The organism is Enterobacter cloacae complex sp. P18RS (assembly GCF_014982105.1).
Classification (GTDB): Bacteria; Pseudomonadota; Gammaproteobacteria; order Enterobacterales; family Enterobacteriaceae; genus Enterobacter; species Enterobacter hormaechei_C.
Genome location: NZ_JADCKV010000019.1, coordinates 39,206 through 55,523 on the forward strand (window position 1 = coordinate 39,206; position 16,318 = coordinate 55,523).

Consider the following 16,318-nt stretch of genomic DNA (forward strand, 5'->3'; position numbering starts at 1 on the left):
CGTTAATTAATCGCTGACTAAATGGGGTGAGATATTCACCCCATTATTATTTCTGGCATCGCTATTAATTACATCTATATATATTTCTGAAGATGTCTCGCAGAAAAAATGTAATTTGCACGAAAATTAATTACATCTTTGCATTTTAATTCAGCGAGATAAGATATGCGGCGGGTGCTTAAGACTTTCTGTCTTGAGCATTGTTGAGGGACAGAAAGTGGAAAGCCCCGGGAAATTTGCATTTACCCGAGGCTACCCCTCAACAACCAACAGGTTGAGAGTAGCCTCTTATTCTTTTTTTCACAAGGAGTAAAAGGCATGACGCCATTAAAAACTACGTTAGGCATCGTCTTTATTATTTGCCTGACGATAGTGATCTTTACCTTTATTACTCGCGATAAGTTATGTGAGTTTTCAATAAAGAGTGAACATCAGGAGGTGGCGGCGAAATTAGCCTGTAACGCAGGCTAACCTCTTCGGGCGGAACGCGTGTTCCGCCCGGCTTGTGGGATGCTGAGGTCTTAACGCACCCGTTTTTTTCTTCTGTCGCCGCGATTATACTGCGCGGCGTGTACCCAGATGATAAGAATCCATGAAAACCCTTTTTCTGATGTTGTTATTTTTAACCGCGTTTGCCCATGCCGATGAGATAGGCAGCCAGTATAAAAAGCAGGCTGAAGCGGGCGATGCGCGCGCGCAGTATTATCTTGCCGATACCTGGTTCAGTTCCGGTGACAGCGCGCAGGCGGCGCTGTGGGCGGAAAAAGCGGCAAAAGGCGGTGATGTCGACGCCATGGCGCTGCTGTCGCAAATCCACTTTTCGCAGGGTGACTATGCGCAGGCTAAAGCCCTGGCCCAGCAGGCAAACATTGCGGGCAGCAAACGCGGCGCGATCATGCTGGCGCGGGTGCTGGTGAACACGCAGGCGGGCAAAACCGACTACCCGCAGGCCATCGCACTGCTGCAATCGGCGACCGAAGACATCGATAGCGACTCGGCGGTAGACGCGCAACAGCTGCTGGGGCTGATCTATGCCAACGGCGTTGAAGTTCCTCAGGATGACGTGCAGGCCGCATCGTGGTTCAAGCGGAGTTCGGCTCTGTCCCGGACGGGCTATGCGGAGTACTGGGCAGGAATGCTGTTCAGGCAGGGTGAGAAAGGTTTTATCACACCGAATAAACAGAAAGCGCTTTACTGGTTAAACCTGAGCTGTACCGAAGGGTTTGATACCGGGTGTGAAGAGTTTGATGCGTTGAGCGGGGAATAAATTGTTGCCCGGTGGCGCTGCGCTTACCGGGCCTACGGCTTATGTAGGCCGGGTAAGGCGAAGCCGCCACCCGGCATTTTTACATCACTGGTCAGCCGTTTTATCAAAACGACCCAGCACCTCGCGTTCATACGCCAGCGCTTTTTTACGGTCGAACTTGTGTTCCCACTTGGAGATTACCAGCACCGCCAGCGCATTACCCACCACGTTCAGCGCAGTACGCGCCATGTCTAGGATACGGTCCACACCGGCAATAAACGCCAGGCCTTCCAGCGGAATACCGACGCTGCCCAGCGTCGCCAGCAGCACCACGAAGGAGACGCCCGGCACGCCTGCGATGCCTTTTGAAGTCACCATCAGCGTCAGAACCAGCACGATCTCCTGCCACAGCGACAGGTCAATGCCGTACAGCTGCGCGATAAAGATTGCCGCAATACTCTGATACAGCGTCGAACCATCCAGGTTAAAGGAGTAACCCGTTGGCACCACGAAGCTGGTAATGGACGCCGGCGCACCGTAGGCCTCCATCTTCTCAATGATACGCGGCAGTACGCTCTCGGAGCTTGCCGTGGAGTAGGCCAGAATCAGCTCATCCTTCAGGATGCGGATCAGGATCCAGATGCTGAGCCCGCACAGGCGCGCCACAATGCCCAGCACTACCAGCGCGAAGAACAGAATCGCGAAGTGCACCAGAATCACCAGCTTCGCCAGCGGCCACAGGGAGGCAAAGCCGAAGTTCGCTACGGTCACCGCAATCAGCGCGAATACCCCGACCGGCGCATAACGCATCACCATGTGGGTGACTTTGAACATGGTTTCGGAGACAGATCGGAACACGGTGACCAGCGGTTCACGGTGCGTCGCAGGCAGGGAAGAAAGCCCCAGACCAAAGAGTACCGAGAAGAAGATGATCGGCAGCATCTCGCCCTTCGCCATGGACGCGATAATGTTGGTCGGCACCAGCGAGAGAATAGTCCCCATCAGCCCATGCGAATGGCTCTGCACATCGGCGGTTGTGCTTTGGTATTTCGAAATATCCACCGTCGCCAGCTGCGACATATCGATCCCGGCACCAGGCTGGAACACATTCGCCAGGGTGATGCCAAGAACGATGGCAACCGTGGTGATCACTTCGAAATAGAGAATAGTTTTAACGCCGATGCGGCCTAACTGTTTCGCATCACCGACACCCGCGATACCAACCACCAGCGTCGAGATCACAATCGGCACAACAATCATCTTGATCAGATGAATAAAGATATCGCCCGCAGGTGAGAGAAGGTTCGCAATCAGCCACTCGCGGCTGTCGCTATGATAATGGAGGTAACTGCCCAGCAAGATGCCCAGCACAAGGGCCAGCAGGATCTGCCAGGCCAGGCTGACTTTCAAATTTTTCATAGAAACTGACTTCCTCAATGAAATCTCCGTACCATCAAAACTGCATGAATATGGAGACATACTGAAAGGGTATGAATTGTGTTGCGTTGGTTTATGGGATTTTTTAACGCGCCGTATGAGTATCATTTGCACGGCATGCTGCGCAAGCCTTAAAGAACAAGGCATTTCACTGCAAAAAGTGTCATTGACGGCAATTTATAGCAATTCGCATAAATAACCATTTGTTATACAAAATATTTTCACTTCAAAAAAGTGAATAATTCTTCAGGTGAATTATTTCTCTTCAAAGTTTCATTCGCTCAATTTTCATACTCTTCAGACATTGCGTGATCTGTCGCCCAAATACTAAACAAAGCTTGTAAAGCCCCTACTATTAACGTTTTTGCGACATATTATTAACATCTTACAAGGAGAAAAAAAGCCATGAGCCAAATACACAAACACGACATTCCCGCAAACATTGCGGACCGTTGCCTGATAAGCCCGGAGCAATACCAGGAGAAATACCAGCAGTCCGTTTCCAGCCCTGACGCGTTCTGGGGTGAGCAGGGCCACATCCTCGACTGGATCAAACCTTATCAGAAGGTAAAGAACACCTCTTTCGCGCCGGGCAACGTCTCCATTAAATGGTATGAAGACGGCACGCTGAACCTGGCGGCGAACTGCCTGGACCGCCATCTTGCTGAACGCGGCAACGAAACGGCCATCATCTGGGAAGGCGACGATGCCTCTCAGAGTAAACATATCACCTATAACGAACTTCATCGCGACGTGTGCCGCTTTGCCAACGTGCTGCTGGCCCAGGGCATTAAAAAAGGCGATGTGGTGGCGATCTATATGCCAATGGTGCCGGAAGCCGCCGTGGCTATGCTGGCCTGCGCGCGCATCGGTGCGATCCACTCCGTTATCTTCGGCGGTTTCTCGCCGGAGGCGGTTGCCGGGCGTATTGTCGACTCGAATTCGAAGCTGGTGATCACCGCTGACGAGGGCGTGCGCGCCGGGCGCGGTATTCCGCTGAAGAAAAACGTTGATGAAGCGCTGAAAAACCCGAACGTGAAATCCATCAGTAACGTCATTGTCTTCAAACGCACGGGCGGCAAAATCGACTGGCACGAGGGGCGCGACCTGTGGTGGAGCGATCTGATTGAAAACGCGAGCGACCAGCATCAGCCTGAAGAGATGAACGCGGAAGATCCGCTGTTTATTCTTTATACCTCCGGCTCCACCGGTAAGCCGAAAGGCGTGCTGCATACCACCGGCGGCTATCTGGTTTACGCGGCCACCACCTTTAAATACGTTTTCGACTACCATCCGGGCGACATCTACTGGTGTACCGCCGACGTGGGCTGGGTGACCGGTCATAGCTACCTGCTGTACGGCCCGCTGGCCTGCGGCGCAACGACGCTGATGTTTGAAGGCGTACCGAACTGGCCGACCCCGGCGCGTATGTGCCAGGTGGTTGATAAGCATCAGGTCAACATTCTCTACACCGCGCCAACGGCGATCCGCGCGCTGATGGCAGAAGGAGATAAAGCCATCGAAGGGACCGACCGCTCTTCCCTGCGTATCCTCGGCTCCGTGGGCGAGCCGATCAACCCCGAAGCCTGGGAGTGGTACTGGAAGAAGATCGGCAACGAGAAGTGCCCGGTGATGGATACCTGGTGGCAGACCGAAACCGGCGGCTTCATGATCACGCCAATGCCGGGCGCTACGCAGCTGAAAGCCGGTTCGGCCACGCGCCCGTTCTTCGGCGTGCAGCCTGCGCTGGTAGACAACGAAGGCAATCCGCAGGAAGGCGCCACCGAAGGCAACCTGGTGATCGTCGATTCCTGGCCAGGCCAGGCGCGCACCCTGTTCGGCGACCATGAGCGCTTCGAGCAGACCTACTTCTCGACCTTCAAAAACATGTACTTCAGCGGCGACGGCGCTCGCCGGGATGAAGACGGTTATTACTGGATCACCGGACGCGTGGACGACGTGCTGAACGTCTCCGGCCACCGTCTGGGCACGGCGGAAATTGAGTCTGCGCTGGTGTCGCATCCGAAAATTGCCGAAGCGGCGGTTGTCGGCATTCCTCACAACATCAAAGGCCAGGCGATCTACGCTTACGTCACCCTGAACCACGGCGAAGAGCCGTCGCCAGAGCTGTATACCGAGGTGCGCAACTGGGTGCGTAAAGAGATCGGCCCGCTTGCCACGCCGGACGTACTGCACTGGACCGACTCGCTGCCGAAAACCCGTTCCGGCAAGATTATGCGCCGTATCCTGCGCAAAATCGCGGCGGGCGACACCAGTAACCTCGGTGATACCTCCACGCTGGCCGATCCTGGCGTGGTGGACAAACTGCTCGAAGAGAAGCAGGCCATCGCAATGCCTTCCTAGTGTTTTCTCCCTCTCCCTGTGGGAGAGGGCCGGGGTGAGGGCATCAGACCGCACCTTTCTCCCCTCACCCTCTCCCACAGGGAGAGGGGATAAAAACAAACCAACCTTACTTCTGGAGACTCTGTGATGAATAACGATATTTGTCAGCAGATAGAGAATAGTGCGCACTACAGGGAGCTCGTCGAAAAACGGCAACGGTTTGCCTTCATCCTTTCCATCATCATGCTGATTATCTACGTCGGCTTTATTCTGCTGATCGCCTTTGCGCCGCACTGGCTGGGCACCCCGCTGCATGAGGGTACCAGCGTCACGCGCGGTATTCCGATTGGGATTGGCGTGATCATCATTTCGTTTGTGCTGACGGGTGTGTACGTCTGGCGCGCCAACGGTGAATTCGATCGTCTTAACAGAGAAGTTCTGCGCGAGGTAAAAGCATCATGAAGCGAGTCCTGACGGCGCTAGCCGCCACACTTCCCTTTGCGGCACACGCGGCGGATGCCATTACCGGCGAGGTCCAGCGCCAGCCAACCAACTGGCAGGCGATTATCATGTTCCTGATTTTCGTGGTGCTGACGCTGTACATCACCTACTGGGCGTCGAAACGCGTACGCTCCCGTAACAATTACTACACCGCGGGCGGCAATATTACCGGCTTCCAGAACGGGCTGGCGATCGCGGGGGACTTTATGTCCGCCGCCTCGTTCCTTGGGATCTCCGCGCTGGTGTATACCTCAGGGTATGACGGCCTGATCTACTCCCTCGGGTTCCTGGTGGGCTGGCCAATCATTCTGTTCCTGATTGCCGAGCGCCTGCGTAACCTGGGGCGCTATACCTTTGCTGACGTCGCCTCCTATCGCCTGAAGCAGGGGCCGATTCGTACCCTCTCCGCCTGCGGTTCGCTGGTGGTGGTGGCACTCTATCTGATCGCCCAGATGGTCGGCGCGGGCAAACTGATCGAGCTGCTGTTCGGCCTGAACTACCACGTCGCGGTGGTGCTGGTCGGCGTGCTGATGGTGATGTACGTCCTGTTCGGCGGCATGCTGGCCACCACCTGGGTACAGATCATCAAAGCGGTACTCCTGCTGTTCGGCGCCAGCTTTATGGCCTTTATGGTGATGAAGCACGTCGGGTTCAGCTTCAATAATCTGTTTACCGAAGCGATGGCGGTCCACCCGAAAGGGGAAGCGATCATGAGCCCGGGCGGGCTGGTGAAAGATCCGATATCCGCGCTCTCGCTCGGTCTCGGCCTGATGTTCGGTACCGCTGGCCTGCCGCATATCCTGATGCGTTTCTTCACGGTGTCAGATGCGCGTGAAGCGCGTAAAAGCGTGTTCTACGCCACCGGGTTTATGGGCTACTTCTACATTCTGACCTTTATCATCGGCTTCGGCGCAATCATGCTGGTGGGGGCAAACCCGGCGTTTAAAGACGCGGCGGGCGCGCTTATCGGCGGTAACAACATGGCGGCGGTGCATCTGGCCGACGCGGTGGGCGGCAACCTGTTCCTCGGCTTTATCTCCGCCGTGGCCTTCGCCACCATCCTTGCGGTGGTTGCAGGGCTGACGCTGGCAGGCGCATCTGCGGTATCGCATGACCTCTACGCCAACGTCATCCGCAAAGGCGCGAGCGAGCGCGATGAGCTGAAAGTTTCCAAAATCACCGTGCTGGTGCTGGGCGTGGTGGCGATCCTGCTGGGTATCCTGTTCGAGAAGCAGAACATCGCCTTTATGGTGGGGCTGGCCTTCTCGATTGCGGCAAGCTGTAACTTCCCGATCATTCTGCTCTCCATGTACTGGTCAAAACTGACCACCCGTGGGGCGATGATTGGCGGCTGGCTGGGCCTGCTGACGGCGGTGATTCTGATGATCCTCGGCCCGACCATCTGGGTGCAGATCCTCGGTCACGAAAGCGCTATCTTCCCGTATGAATACCCGGCGCTGTTCTCCATTGCCGTGGCGTTTATCGGGATCTGGATCTTCTCTGCCACCGATAATTCACCGGAGGGTAACCTGGAGCGTGAAAAATTCCGCGCCCAGTTTATCCGCTCGCAAACCGGCCTGGGCGTTGAGCAGGGCCGCGCGCACTAAGCCTTTTCTCCCCGGTCGCTCTGGCCGGGGAGCTTAAAACATCACCCACGCCACCAGCGGCGCAATCAGCACCATCGTGACGCCCGAAAGCATCATCACCAGGCTCGCAACAACGCCCTCCTGCTGTCCCAGCTCATACGAACGTGCCGTCCCCGCCCCGTGCGACGCCGCGCCAAACCCCGCCCCTTTCGCCATCCCTTCGCGAATGGAAAGCCGCAGAAACAGCACATCCCCCACAGCCATGCCGAAGACGCCTGTCACCACCACAAACAGCGCCACCAGATCCGGCTGGCCACCGAGCGGTTTGGCGGCTGCCAGCGCAAACGGCGTGGTCACCGAACGCACCGCCAGGCTGCGCTGGATTTCATCAGGCAGCGTAAACAGCCGCGCCAGCCAGACCGAGCTGCACACCGCCACCACCGTCGCGGTGACGACGCCCGCGCTGAGCGACATCCAGTGGCGTTTGATAATGGCGAGGTTGTCATAAACGGGTACGGCGAAGGCAATGGTCGCCGGGCCGAGCAGCCACAGCAGCCAGTGGGATTCGCCAATGTAGTTCTGCCAGGAGATATGGCCGAAGACCAGCATCAGCACCAGCAGGATCGGCGTAAATACCAGCGGCATCAGCGGCAGCGCGCGAAAGCGGCGATACAGGCGCTTGTTGGCAAAGTAGATGACGACTGTCGCAATCAGGCACAGCACGCTTATCTGAAAGTTAGTCATGCTTCTGCCTGCTGATTTCAAAGCGATACACTTTATCCACCACCCAGGCGGTGGCGCCCAGCACCATCATCGTGCTCAGGGCGATAACCGCAAAGATGCGCCAGCCGTCGACCATCAGCAGCTGGGCATAGTTCACCACCGCCACCACGGCCGGCACAAAGAACAGCAGCATCTCCGCCAGCAACCAGCGTGCGCCGGCCCGCACCCAGCTAAGGGGCAACGCGCGACAGAGGATCAGCGTCAGCAACAGCACCATCCCCACCAGGTTGGCGGGTAAAGGCAGATGCAGCCAGTCGACAAGATATTCCGCGAAAACAAACAGTCCCGCGTAAAGCAGTACCTGAACCGGTACCTGGAGTCGTTGAACAACGGCAGGCGTAACACGGCTTAACGCCACGGCCATGGGGGTTTTCCTCAGAAATGAGACGAGGCGCCAGTATAGTGAGCGTACGGTATCGACTGAAATGAATTAAAATCATCGAAGGTATAGTTTCGAGGAATAATCATGGACATAAGAACGCTGCGCTATTTTGTCGAGGTGGTTCGCCAGCAAAGTTTTACCCGCGCAGCGGAGAAGTTATTCGTAACCCAGCCAACCATCAGCAAGATGCTGAAAAACCTCGAAGATGAGCTGAACTGTACCCTGCTGATCCGCGACGGGCGCAAGCTGCTGCTGACCGATACCGGTCGCGTGGTGTTCGAGCGCGGGCTGGCAATTCTGGCGGAGTTCCGCCAGCTGGAGGCCGAGCTTGGGGACATCAACCATCTGACAAAAGGGCTGCTGCGGCTCGGTATTCCGCCGATGGTCGGCATGATGATGGCCGGCCCGATAAGCCTGTTTCGTCAGCGCTATCCCGGCGTTGAGCTGAAAATTTCAGAATTTGGCGGCTTAACCGTCCAGCAGGCGGTCACCAACGGCGATTTGGACGTGGCGATGACCGCCCTTCCCGTTGAGGAGGAGAGCGGACTGGCGACGCTGCCGCTCTTTAGCCACCCGCTGTGCGTGCTGGTTCCCCGCTCCGGTGAATGGCTGAAGATAGACTCGGTAAAGCCCGAGCTGCTCGGCGAGCACCCTCTGCTTATTTACAACGAAGATTTCGCCTTAAGCCGCCAGCTGATGGCGCTGTTTAACCAGCATAACGTGAAGCCGCGCATTGCGGTGCGCAGCGGCCAGTGGGATTTTCTGGCGGCGATGGTACAGGCGGGCGTGGGGATTGCCATTCTGCCGCAGCCGATCTGCGAGCGGCTGGATAAAAATACGCTGCGCTGGATCCCGCTGGAGAGCGACCTGCACTGGCAGCTGGGGATGATCTGGCGTGAAGGGGTCTATCTGTCGCACAGCGCGCAGGCGTGGTTGCAATGTTGTGAGGGGTTTTGGGTACCCTCACCCACAGGGAGAGGGTACCGATCGAGCACGTAGGCCAGGTAAGCGCAGCGCCACCGGGCAATTACAGCGCTACTGATTCTCTATCAACAACGCTTCCAGCAGATCCAGATCGTGCAGCAGCTTTTGCAGCGTCTCGTTACTGATCTGCCGCGTGGCGCGCAGGTGATACAGCTCGGCACGCTCGGAGCGCAGCGCCGCCAGGCGGAAACGGCGTTCGAGGTTCTCTTCCTGCAACGAACTTTCCACGTCGTTACGTCCGTCAGCACGGCGACGCAAATTACCGATCACGCGTGAACTGACTTCCTTCAGCAGCTGGTTATCAATGTTCTCTTCGGCATCGGCGGCCAGACGCTCCTCCATCTTCTCGATGGCGACAATCGCCACTTCCGCCGTCGCCGCTCGGGCAATCCGCTCTTCTTTGTGCTGTTGCGAGGAGTCCCCCGCGTCAATATGTTGCAGCAGAATCGGCAGCATAATCACGCCGACAAACAGGGAGAAGAGGATCACGCCCGCCGCCAGGAACACCAGCTCGTAGCGCGCCGGGAAGACGTCACCCGTCGGCAGCAGCAGAGGAATGGAGAGCACACCAGCAAGGGTGATCGCCCCGCGAACGCCCGCGAATGAGGCAATCAGCAGCTCGCGCGTGGTCCACGAGCCAAACTCCATCGGCTTTTTGGTCAGGAAGCGCACGCTGAATTTCTTCATCGTCCACAGCCAGCCGAAACGCACCAGCATCAGCGCAAGGTAGATGAGCACGATATCGGTAAACAGCATCCAGACTTCAACGTTTGGATCCGCTTCGGCCGCAATCAGCGAGGATTCCATAATGCCCGGCAGTTGCAGACCCAACAGCAGGAACACCATGCCGTTAAACACAAACTCGAGCATAGCCCAGGTACTGTTCGCGCGCAGGCGCATCGCCAGCGGCGCGCGCCGCATAACGCCGGAGCGGGTGATGGTCATCCCCGCGGCTACCGCCGCCAGAATGCCCGACACGCCAATGTGTTCGGCAATCAGGTAAGAGGCAAACGGCAGCAGGAACAGCAGGACGATCTGCGTCGCCGGTTCATCACCACCCCAGCGGCTAAGGAAGCGCAGCGAGCGTCCGTACAGCCAGCTCACTACGAAGCCCGCGAGGATACCGCCAATCGCCACCTTGAAGAATTCCAGGGTCGCGCCGCCGACGGTAAAGACCATGGTGCCCATGGCAACCGCCACGGCAAACTTGAGGGCGACCAGGCCAGAAGCGTCGTTCATCAGCGCCTCGCCCTGCAAAATGCCCATGATTTTCTTTGGAATGCGCCCTTCGCCCACAATGCCGGACAGCGCCACGGCGTCGGTAGGCGACAGCACGGCGGCCAGCGCAAAGGCGGGTATGAGCGGGATCCCCGGTACGGCCCAGTAGATCAGAAAACCAATCCCGACCACGGTGACCACCACCAGCGCCAGCGCCAGGCCGAAGATCTCTCGCCCGTGCTCCAGAAATTCGCGCGTCGGCGTTTTCCAGCCATCGGCAAACAGCAGCGGCGGGATAAACAGCACGAGGAACAGTTCCGGATCGAACTCCACGTGCAGACCGAACGTCGGCCACGCCAGCAGCGCACCGATAGCTATTTGCATTAAAGGCAGGGGGACCTGGAAGGGCAGTACGCGTGTAACCACCCCGGATAATGAGACCACAAGGGTCATGATGAGTATTGTGAAGAAAATTTCCATGCGTTCCCTGTTTGCTGTGTTTCTTATATGCCAAACCTGAGGCGTCGTGCCTCTTATTCTATCCTCTCCAGAGTAACGTAAAAGGCAACAGGATGAGTCCTGAAAATAAAAACGGGCGGCCTGAGCCACCCGTTTTCGCATAAAAAGTCAATTCAGATGGCCCAGCCGCCCGCGTAAAACGCCACCAGCGCAACGGCGATGACCACGGTACCGATGTTCAGCTTACGCCACTCACCGGAGACCAGACGCCCAATCACCAGCGAGGCGAAGCCGATCATAATGCCGGTCACGATGTTACAGGTCAGCACGATGAATACCGCAGTGATCAGGCCTGACATGGCATCAACAAAATCCGCGAAATCGATTTTCGCCACGTTGCTCAGCATCAGCAGGCCGACGTACATCAGCGCAGGTGCGGTCGCGTAAGCCGGCACCAGATAAGAGAGCGGAGAGAGGAACAGGATCAGCAGGAACAGCACGCCAACGGTGATGGCCGTCAGGCCGGTTTTACCGCCTGCCGCCGTACCCGCTGCGGACTCAATGTACACCGCCGCAGGTGCCGCACCTACCAGGCCAGAGAAAACGCTGCTCAGGGAGTCGGTGGTCAGCGCTTTGCCGCCGTCAATAATCTGTCCGTCTTTATCCAGCAGGTTAGCCTGACCGGCCACCGCGCGGATGGTGCCCGTGGCATCAAACACCGCGGTCATTACCAGCGCCAGCACGCTTGGCAGGATCACCGGGTTCAGCGCGCCCACAATATCCAGGCTGCCAATCAGGGAGTTACCTTTGTCATCGCTCAGCGACGGCATGGCGAAAATCCCGGAGAAATGAACGGTCGGGTCGAAGATCAGGCCGACGATGGACACGCCGATAATGGTCAGCAGAATGCCGCCCGGCACTTTCAGTTTTTCCAGGCCAATGATCACCGCCAGACCCACCAGCGACATGATCACCGGGAAGCTCGCGAAGTTACCCAGCGCAACCGGCAGGCCGTCCAGCGGGTTCTTGATGACCAGACCCACGCCGTTGGCAGCGATCAGCAGCAGGAACAGGCCAATACCGATGCCGGTGCCGTGCGCCACGCCCTGCGGCAGGTTGCGCAAAATCCAGCTACGAATACCGGTTGCTGAAATTACGGTGAACAGCACCCCCATCAGGAACACGGCGCCGAGCGCTACCGGGACGCTGATATGCTGGCCCAGCACCAGGCTGAAGGCGGTAAACGCGGTCAGGGAGATGGCGCACCCGATCGCCAGCGGCAGGTTCGCCCACAGGCCCATCACAATCGAACCCACACCCGCAACCAGGCAGGTGGCAACGAAGACCGCCGCTGGCGGGAAGCCCGCTTTGCCGAGCATGCCTGGCACCACGATGACGGAGTACACCATCGCCAGAAACGTGGTCAGACCGGCAACAACTTCCTGGCGCACGGTGCTGCCGCGAGCAGAAATTTTAAACATGGCGTCAAGTGAACCGCCGGTACGCGCAGATGGCGTAGACATAGAAAACATCCCCTGAAAATTTTTATTGAAAGTCCGTAAGCGTGGTGGAGACTCCACTGCCAGCGAAACGTCAAATCCTTGTGCTGCGTTTGCGACGAAAGGGGCGTCACAAAAAAAGCAAACGTTTAGCTCCGCGCTTACAAAACGGGTGGTCAAATGTAGGCAAACGATTATCTAGCCTAATACCCGCCCTTTTCAACTGAACTTTCTCGTTTTTCGCTAAAATTACCTCATGACGATGAACAATTAAGCAGAGGATGCGCAAACGTTATCGTCCATGCGCAATTTCGTTACATTTCATCCCTCGCCGGGGATTGTCAGCGGGCCGCCTTTCGCAAGCGTTGTCTGCCAGCCCGGACGTGCCTCCACTCTCTGTTTCCACGCCGCTATGTGGTCGAGATTGTCAATGCCGCCTCTCGCCAGCAGGGCGAAGAGGGGAAAACTCATCTGGATATCAGCCATGGTCAGCGTGTCGCCGGCAAACCAGCTGTTTTCGGCAAGATGATCGTTAATAAAGCGCGCATGCGTTTCCAGCTGGCGGTTGAGATACGCTTTTTGCACCCCCTGCCCCAGCGCCTTACCCAGCGTGCGCAGGCCAAACGGGACGGGTGGTTTGCCGAGGCTGTTAAACACCAGCTTCATTAACAGTAGCGGCATCAAAGACCCTTCGGCGTAATGCAGCCAGAAGCGATACTGCACTTTATGGGCGGGATCTAACGGTTTGAATCGTGACGCCGAATCGTACGTTTCCTGAAGATATTCCAGAATCGCGCCTGATTCGGCCAGCACCAGTCCGTTATCTTCCAGTACCGGGGATTTCCCCAGCGGATGCACTTTTTTGAGCGAATCCGGTGCAAGCATGGATTTCTCGCGCTGGTAGCGCACAATCTCATACGTCAGACCCAGCTCTTCCAGCGCCCAGAGGACGCGATGTGAACGAGACTGATTAAGGTGGTGGACCGTTAGCATGATGTTCTCCGGTGATTCATACTTTTTAACTATAGAAAACTGAACAACTTCACGAAAAAAATTTGGCTAAAATCTCACCGTCTCCGGTGGCAAAAACGGCGGCCGGGCATAGAATTAAAGTGTCAGTACAAACCGGAACCTCCTCCACAAGCTCGACACGAGGGGTACTGATGTCGGGGGAAACCCTCCCGTGAGCCAGCGGGATAGAGAGAAAGACAAAGACCGGAAAAAACTAAAGCGCCCTTAGTGGCGCTTTAGTTCTTTATGCTTGTTGCCGGGTGGCGGCTGCGCCTTACCCGACCTGCAAAACCGAGAGCGTAGGCCGGGTAAGCGAAGCGCCATCCGGCAAACACCTCTCAATCCTCCTCCAGCAACCGCGCCCCCGTTCCCTGCTCGCCCAGCCTGTCACCCGGGTTACGCAGCGGACAATCGCTGCGTGATAAACACCCGCAACCAATGCAGCCGTCCAGCTCATCGCGCAGGGCCACCAGCGTGTGAATACGACGATCCAGCTCTTCTCGCCACTGGGACGACAGCTGCTTCCACTCCTTCGCGCTCAGCGAGTGCCCTTCCGGCAATACACCGAACGCGTCACCGATGGTGGCCAGAGGAATGCCGATACGTTGCGCAATTTTGATGATCGCCACGTAGCGGAGCACATCGCGGGTGTAGCGCCGCTGGTTTCCGGCGTTACGGATACTTTTTATTAACCCTTTGCTTTCATAGAAGTGGAGTGCCGACACCGCCACACCGCTTCGCTTAGCCACTTCACCGGGGGTTAACAGCGCTTTGATGCGCGGTAATCTCTTTTCCATAAAACCTCTTTACCTCAAGTTAACTTGAGGAATTATACTCCCCCGCAGAGAAAACGACGAATCAACCAGGACAGATGTCTCCACAGAGGGGTAACCTTATGTCGCATCAGCAAATTATTCAGACACTTATTGAATGGATTGATGAACATATCGACCAGCCGTTGAACATTGATGTGGTCGCTAAGAAGTCGGGCTATTCGAAATGGTATTTACAGAGAATGTTCCGCACCGTAATGCATCAAACGCTGGGTGATTACATTCGCCAGCGCAGGCTCCTGCTGGCGGCGCAGGCGTTACGCTCCACGCAGCGGCCCATTTTTGATATCGCAATGGATCTGGGCTATGTGTCGCAGCAGACCTTTTCCCGCGTCTTCCGCCGCGAGTTTGACCGTACACCGAGCGACTACCGCCATCAGCTCAATTAATGCGTGTTAACGCAAGGGTTGCTGCTGCCAGGCCATAAATGCCTGGGGCGGCATCGCTTTCGCGAAGTGCCATCCCTGACAATACTGCACGCCACGCTTCAGCAACCAGCTCACCTGCTCCCCCGTCTCGACCCCTTCCGCAATGGTTTTCAGCCGCAGGCTTTGCGCCATCTCAATGATGTGCTCGGCAATCAGGTGGCTGGTGCTGTTGGTGGTTAAGGTATCGATAAAGGATTTGTCGATTTTCAGGATATCGACGTTCAGCGAATAGAGGTTATGCAGGTTAGAGTAGCCGGTTCCGAAATCATCAATCGCCACTTCATACCCCGCCTGGCGAAACGCCTGAATGACCGGCGTGGTTTTCGGCACGTCAATAAACCCCCGCTCCGTCACCTCAATTTTGATTTGCTGCGCGCGAACCGAGTAAAAGCGGGCTTTGTCGGAGATCAGGGCGATAAGACGCGAAGAGTGAAAATCCGACGCCGACAGGTTAATCGAGACATACAGATCGGGATGAGCGGCAAGAAAATGGCCCAGATCGCTGAACACCTCCTCCACGACGTAATCCGTAATGCGCTCAATCATCCCCTCTTTTTCTGCCAGGGGAATAAATTCCGCCGGGCTCATAACCTGACCGTTGAATCCAGGCCAGCGCAACAACGCCTCTGCCCCCACGCACTGGTTATTTTTAATATCAATAATGGGCTGATAATGGACGCACAGCTGGCGTTTATTCAGCGCCCGGTGCAGAAGTCGGCCAGGCGAATTGAATTCACGGTGTGTACGCGACCACACCAGCAGAATAATAATGCTGCAAATTATCCCCAGCGGTAGCGTCAGGGTAGCCTGATGATAAAGCGTTTTATAAAAACGGGCGCTGGAGGTTGAAACGATGGCCGCAATCGGCCGCTGCCCGGATTTCACGATCGTATAAAAACGGTCACCTTTCTGAAAAGTCGTTTCCTGATGTCGAAGCATCGAATGCAATAAAGAAATATTGGCTTTCTGGCTTACAGAAAAGAATGCATTGCTGACGGTGTCATACACCCCCCACGACAGGGAACGATCGTCTGACATCACCTCACTGTACGAAAGCGGGTTGACCACTGCGACATAATTTCCGCGCTGCATATATATCATTTTATAACCATCAAAAAATGGCGTATCGCGAAAATAATAGATAGCAACGTCGGGTTTACGTGTGTAATTGGCAGCGGGAATGGTGTAAGGATGATCCGGCGTAAAAAGGGTCGAGCAGAGAAACGACTGGCCTTCAGCATAAATTAAATCGGCAACAAAAAGACGACCGCGGGAAACGTTCAACATATATTGACGATGCTCCGGCGTACACACTTTTCCCTGATATTTTTCCGCGTCTTCCCGGGCCAGATCAACCTGTTGAATAACCCGTTCAGTTTTGTTTAAAGCAAGTTCAGCAAACGTGCGCAGCTGGGCGCTGATTTCCGACACGGCTCTAAGCTGGGCAAACCATAGCGCAAGCATCACCGGCAGCATAACTACCATGATAATCCCGACCACTTTGAGCATGTTGCGCAGCGCGCTACGATTCATTTCCCGCTCTGTATCCCTGCATGTTGTACGCCTGTAGCAATGAAGACCGGCTGCTTTGATAAACAGGTGATTACG

The 16,318-nt window shown here is 56.1% G+C and carries 15 protein-coding genes; 7 read left to right on the top strand and 8 right to left on the bottom strand.

All coding sequences use genetic code 11. From position 1 onward, the window contains the following. Positions 1-318: 318 nt before the first annotated feature. Positions 319-471 carry a Hok/Gef family protein gene (locus tag INF61_RS15735; RefSeq protein WP_023295770.1) on the top strand — a complete coding sequence of 51 codons (153 nt, stop codon included), beginning with the start codon at positions 319-321 and terminating at the stop codon, positions 469-471. A gap of 121 nt (positions 472-592) precedes the next feature. Then, a complete protein-coding gene (locus tag INF61_RS15740; RefSeq protein WP_015570200.1) occupies positions 593-1,267 on the top strand; it encodes a tetratricopeptide repeat protein in 675 nt (224 codons plus the stop codon). Positions 1,268-1,351: 84 nt separating this feature from the next. Here the strand turns inward: INF61_RS15740 and gltP are convergent, their stop codons facing one another. Beyond that, complete coding sequence (gltP, locus tag INF61_RS15745) at positions 1,352-2,665, bottom strand: glutamate/aspartate:proton symporter GltP (protein ID WP_015570199.1); 1,314 nt, start codon at positions 2,663-2,665, stop codon at positions 1,352-1,354. A gap of 423 nt (positions 2,666-3,088) precedes the next feature. Between gltP and acs the strand changes: the two genes are divergently transcribed. The 3 genes from acs (at position 3,089) to actP (ending at position 7,134) form a co-directional block, all read left to right on the top strand. Further along, positions 3,089-5,047, top strand: coding sequence for an acetate--CoA ligase (acs, locus tag INF61_RS15750; RefSeq protein WP_045907627.1), 1,959 nt, complete (start codon positions 3,089-3,091; stop codon positions 5,045-5,047). A 126-nt stretch (positions 5,048-5,173) separates the two neighbouring features. Next, entirely contained in the window at positions 5,174-5,488 is a 315-nt protein-coding gene (locus INF61_RS15755) for a DUF485 domain-containing protein (RefSeq protein ID WP_017382635.1), read from the top strand. Further along, positions 5,485-7,134, top strand: coding sequence for a cation/acetate symporter ActP (gene actP / locus INF61_RS15760; protein WP_193547902.1), 1,650 nt, complete (start codon positions 5,485-5,487; stop codon positions 7,132-7,134). The genes INF61_RS15755 and actP overlap by 4 nt, the downstream gene beginning before the upstream one ends. A 33-nt stretch (positions 7,135-7,167) precedes the next feature. On the opposite strand, the gene INF61_RS15765 is transcribed toward actP, so the two are convergent. Further along, positions 7,168-7,857 carry an LrgB family protein gene (locus tag INF61_RS15765; protein WP_023295768.1) on the bottom strand — a complete coding sequence of 230 codons (690 nt, stop codon included), beginning with the start codon at positions 7,855-7,857 and terminating at the stop codon, positions 7,168-7,170. Then, positions 7,850-8,260, bottom strand: coding sequence for a CidA/LrgA family protein (locus tag INF61_RS15770; protein ID WP_017382632.1), 411 nt, complete (start codon positions 8,258-8,260; stop codon positions 7,850-7,852). Before INF61_RS15770 ends, INF61_RS15765 begins: the two co-directional genes overlap by 8 nt. A 102-nt stretch (positions 8,261-8,362) precedes the next feature. Here INF61_RS15770 and INF61_RS15775 point away from each other — a divergent pair, with 102 nt between their 5' ends. Continuing rightward, on the top strand, positions 8,363-9,277 hold the full coding sequence (locus INF61_RS15775; protein WP_032672108.1) for a LysR family transcriptional regulator: 915 nt from the start codon (positions 8,363-8,365) through the stop codon (positions 9,275-9,277). Positions 9,278-9,313: 36 nt separating this feature from the next. Here INF61_RS15775 and INF61_RS15780 read toward each other — a convergent pair whose 3' ends face one another. From INF61_RS15780 to soxR, 4 genes are all read right to left on the bottom strand, one after another. Further along, positions 9,314-10,960, bottom strand: a complete 1,647-nt coding sequence (locus tag INF61_RS15780; RefSeq protein WP_003860270.1) for a Na+/H+ antiporter — start codon at positions 10,958-10,960, stop codon at positions 9,314-9,316. Positions 10,961-11,112: 152 nt separating this feature from the next. Further along, complete coding sequence (ghxP, locus tag INF61_RS15785) at positions 11,113-12,462, bottom strand: guanine/hypoxanthine transporter GhxP (RefSeq protein WP_006810466.1); 1,350 nt, start codon at positions 12,460-12,462, stop codon at positions 11,113-11,115. 297 nt (positions 12,463-12,759) lie between these two features. Further along, positions 12,760-13,431: a glutathione S-transferase family protein gene (locus INF61_RS15790; RefSeq protein WP_017694715.1), complete on the bottom strand. Its 672-nt coding sequence runs from the start codon at positions 13,429-13,431 to the stop codon at positions 12,760-12,762. 356 nt (positions 13,432-13,787) lie between these two features. Continuing rightward, complete coding sequence (gene soxR / locus INF61_RS15795; protein WP_003860275.1) at positions 13,788-14,246, bottom strand: redox-sensitive transcriptional activator SoxR; 459 nt, start codon at positions 14,244-14,246, stop codon at positions 13,788-13,790. Between the two features lie 98 nt (positions 14,247-14,344). Between soxR and soxS the strand changes: the two genes are divergently transcribed. After that, on the top strand, positions 14,345-14,671 hold the full coding sequence (soxS, locus tag INF61_RS15800) for a superoxide response transcriptional regulator SoxS (protein ID WP_003860277.1): 327 nt from the start codon (positions 14,345-14,347) through the stop codon (positions 14,669-14,671). Between the two features lie 6 nt (positions 14,672-14,677). Here soxS and INF61_RS15805 read toward each other — a convergent pair whose 3' ends face one another. After that, positions 14,678-16,243 (bottom strand): EAL domain-containing protein, encoded by a 1,566-nt coding sequence (locus INF61_RS15805; protein WP_015570189.1) that lies wholly within the window; start codon positions 16,241-16,243, stop codon positions 14,678-14,680. Between the last annotated feature and the right edge of the window lie 75 nt (positions 16,244-16,318).

What these genes read in the sequence shown, in the direction of transcription:
- actP (WP_193547902.1), top strand. Translation starts at nt 5,485, where the DNA reads ATGAAGCGAGTCCTGACGGCGCTAGCCGCCACACTTCCCTTTGCGGCA.
- soxR (WP_003860275.1), bottom strand. Translation starts at nt 14,246, where the DNA reads ATGGAAAAGAGATTACCGCGCATCAAAGCGCTGTTAACCCCCGGTGAA.
- gltP (WP_015570199.1), bottom strand. Translation starts at nt 2,665, where the DNA reads ATGAAAAATTTGAAAGTCAGCCTGGCCTGGCAGATCCTGCTGGCCCTT.
- INF61_RS15790 (WP_017694715.1), bottom strand. Translation starts at nt 13,431, where the DNA reads ATGCTAACGGTCCACCACCTTAATCAGTCTCGTTCACATCGCGTCCTC.
- soxS (WP_003860277.1), top strand. Translation starts at nt 14,345, where the DNA reads ATGTCGCATCAGCAAATTATTCAGACACTTATTGAATGGATTGATGAA.
- INF61_RS15740 (WP_015570200.1), top strand. Translation starts at nt 593, where the DNA reads ATGAAAACCCTTTTTCTGATGTTGTTATTTTTAACCGCGTTTGCCCAT.
- ghxP (WP_006810466.1), bottom strand. Translation starts at nt 12,462, where the DNA reads ATGTCTACGCCATCTGCGCGTACCGGCGGTTCACTTGACGCCATGTTT.
- INF61_RS15735 (WP_023295770.1), top strand. Translation starts at nt 319, where the DNA reads ATGACGCCATTAAAAACTACGTTAGGCATCGTCTTTATTATTTGCCTG.
- INF61_RS15805 (WP_015570189.1), bottom strand. Translation starts at nt 16,243, where the DNA reads ATGAATCGTAGCGCGCTGCGCAACATGCTCAAAGTGGTCGGGATTATC.
- INF61_RS15755 (WP_017382635.1), top strand. Translation starts at nt 5,174, where the DNA reads ATGAATAACGATATTTGTCAGCAGATAGAGAATAGTGCGCACTACAGG.
- INF61_RS15770 (WP_017382632.1), bottom strand. Translation starts at nt 8,260, where the DNA reads ATGGCCGTGGCGTTAAGCCGTGTTACGCCTGCCGTTGTTCAACGACTC.
- acs (WP_045907627.1), top strand. Translation starts at nt 3,089, where the DNA reads ATGAGCCAAATACACAAACACGACATTCCCGCAAACATTGCGGACCGT.
- INF61_RS15780 (WP_003860270.1), bottom strand. Translation starts at nt 10,960, where the DNA reads ATGGAAATTTTCTTCACAATACTCATCATGACCCTTGTGGTCTCATTA.
- INF61_RS15775 (WP_032672108.1), top strand. Translation starts at nt 8,363, where the DNA reads ATGGACATAAGAACGCTGCGCTATTTTGTCGAGGTGGTTCGCCAGCAA.
- INF61_RS15765 (WP_023295768.1), bottom strand. Translation starts at nt 7,857, where the DNA reads ATGACTAACTTTCAGATAAGCGTGCTGTGCCTGATTGCGACAGTCGTC.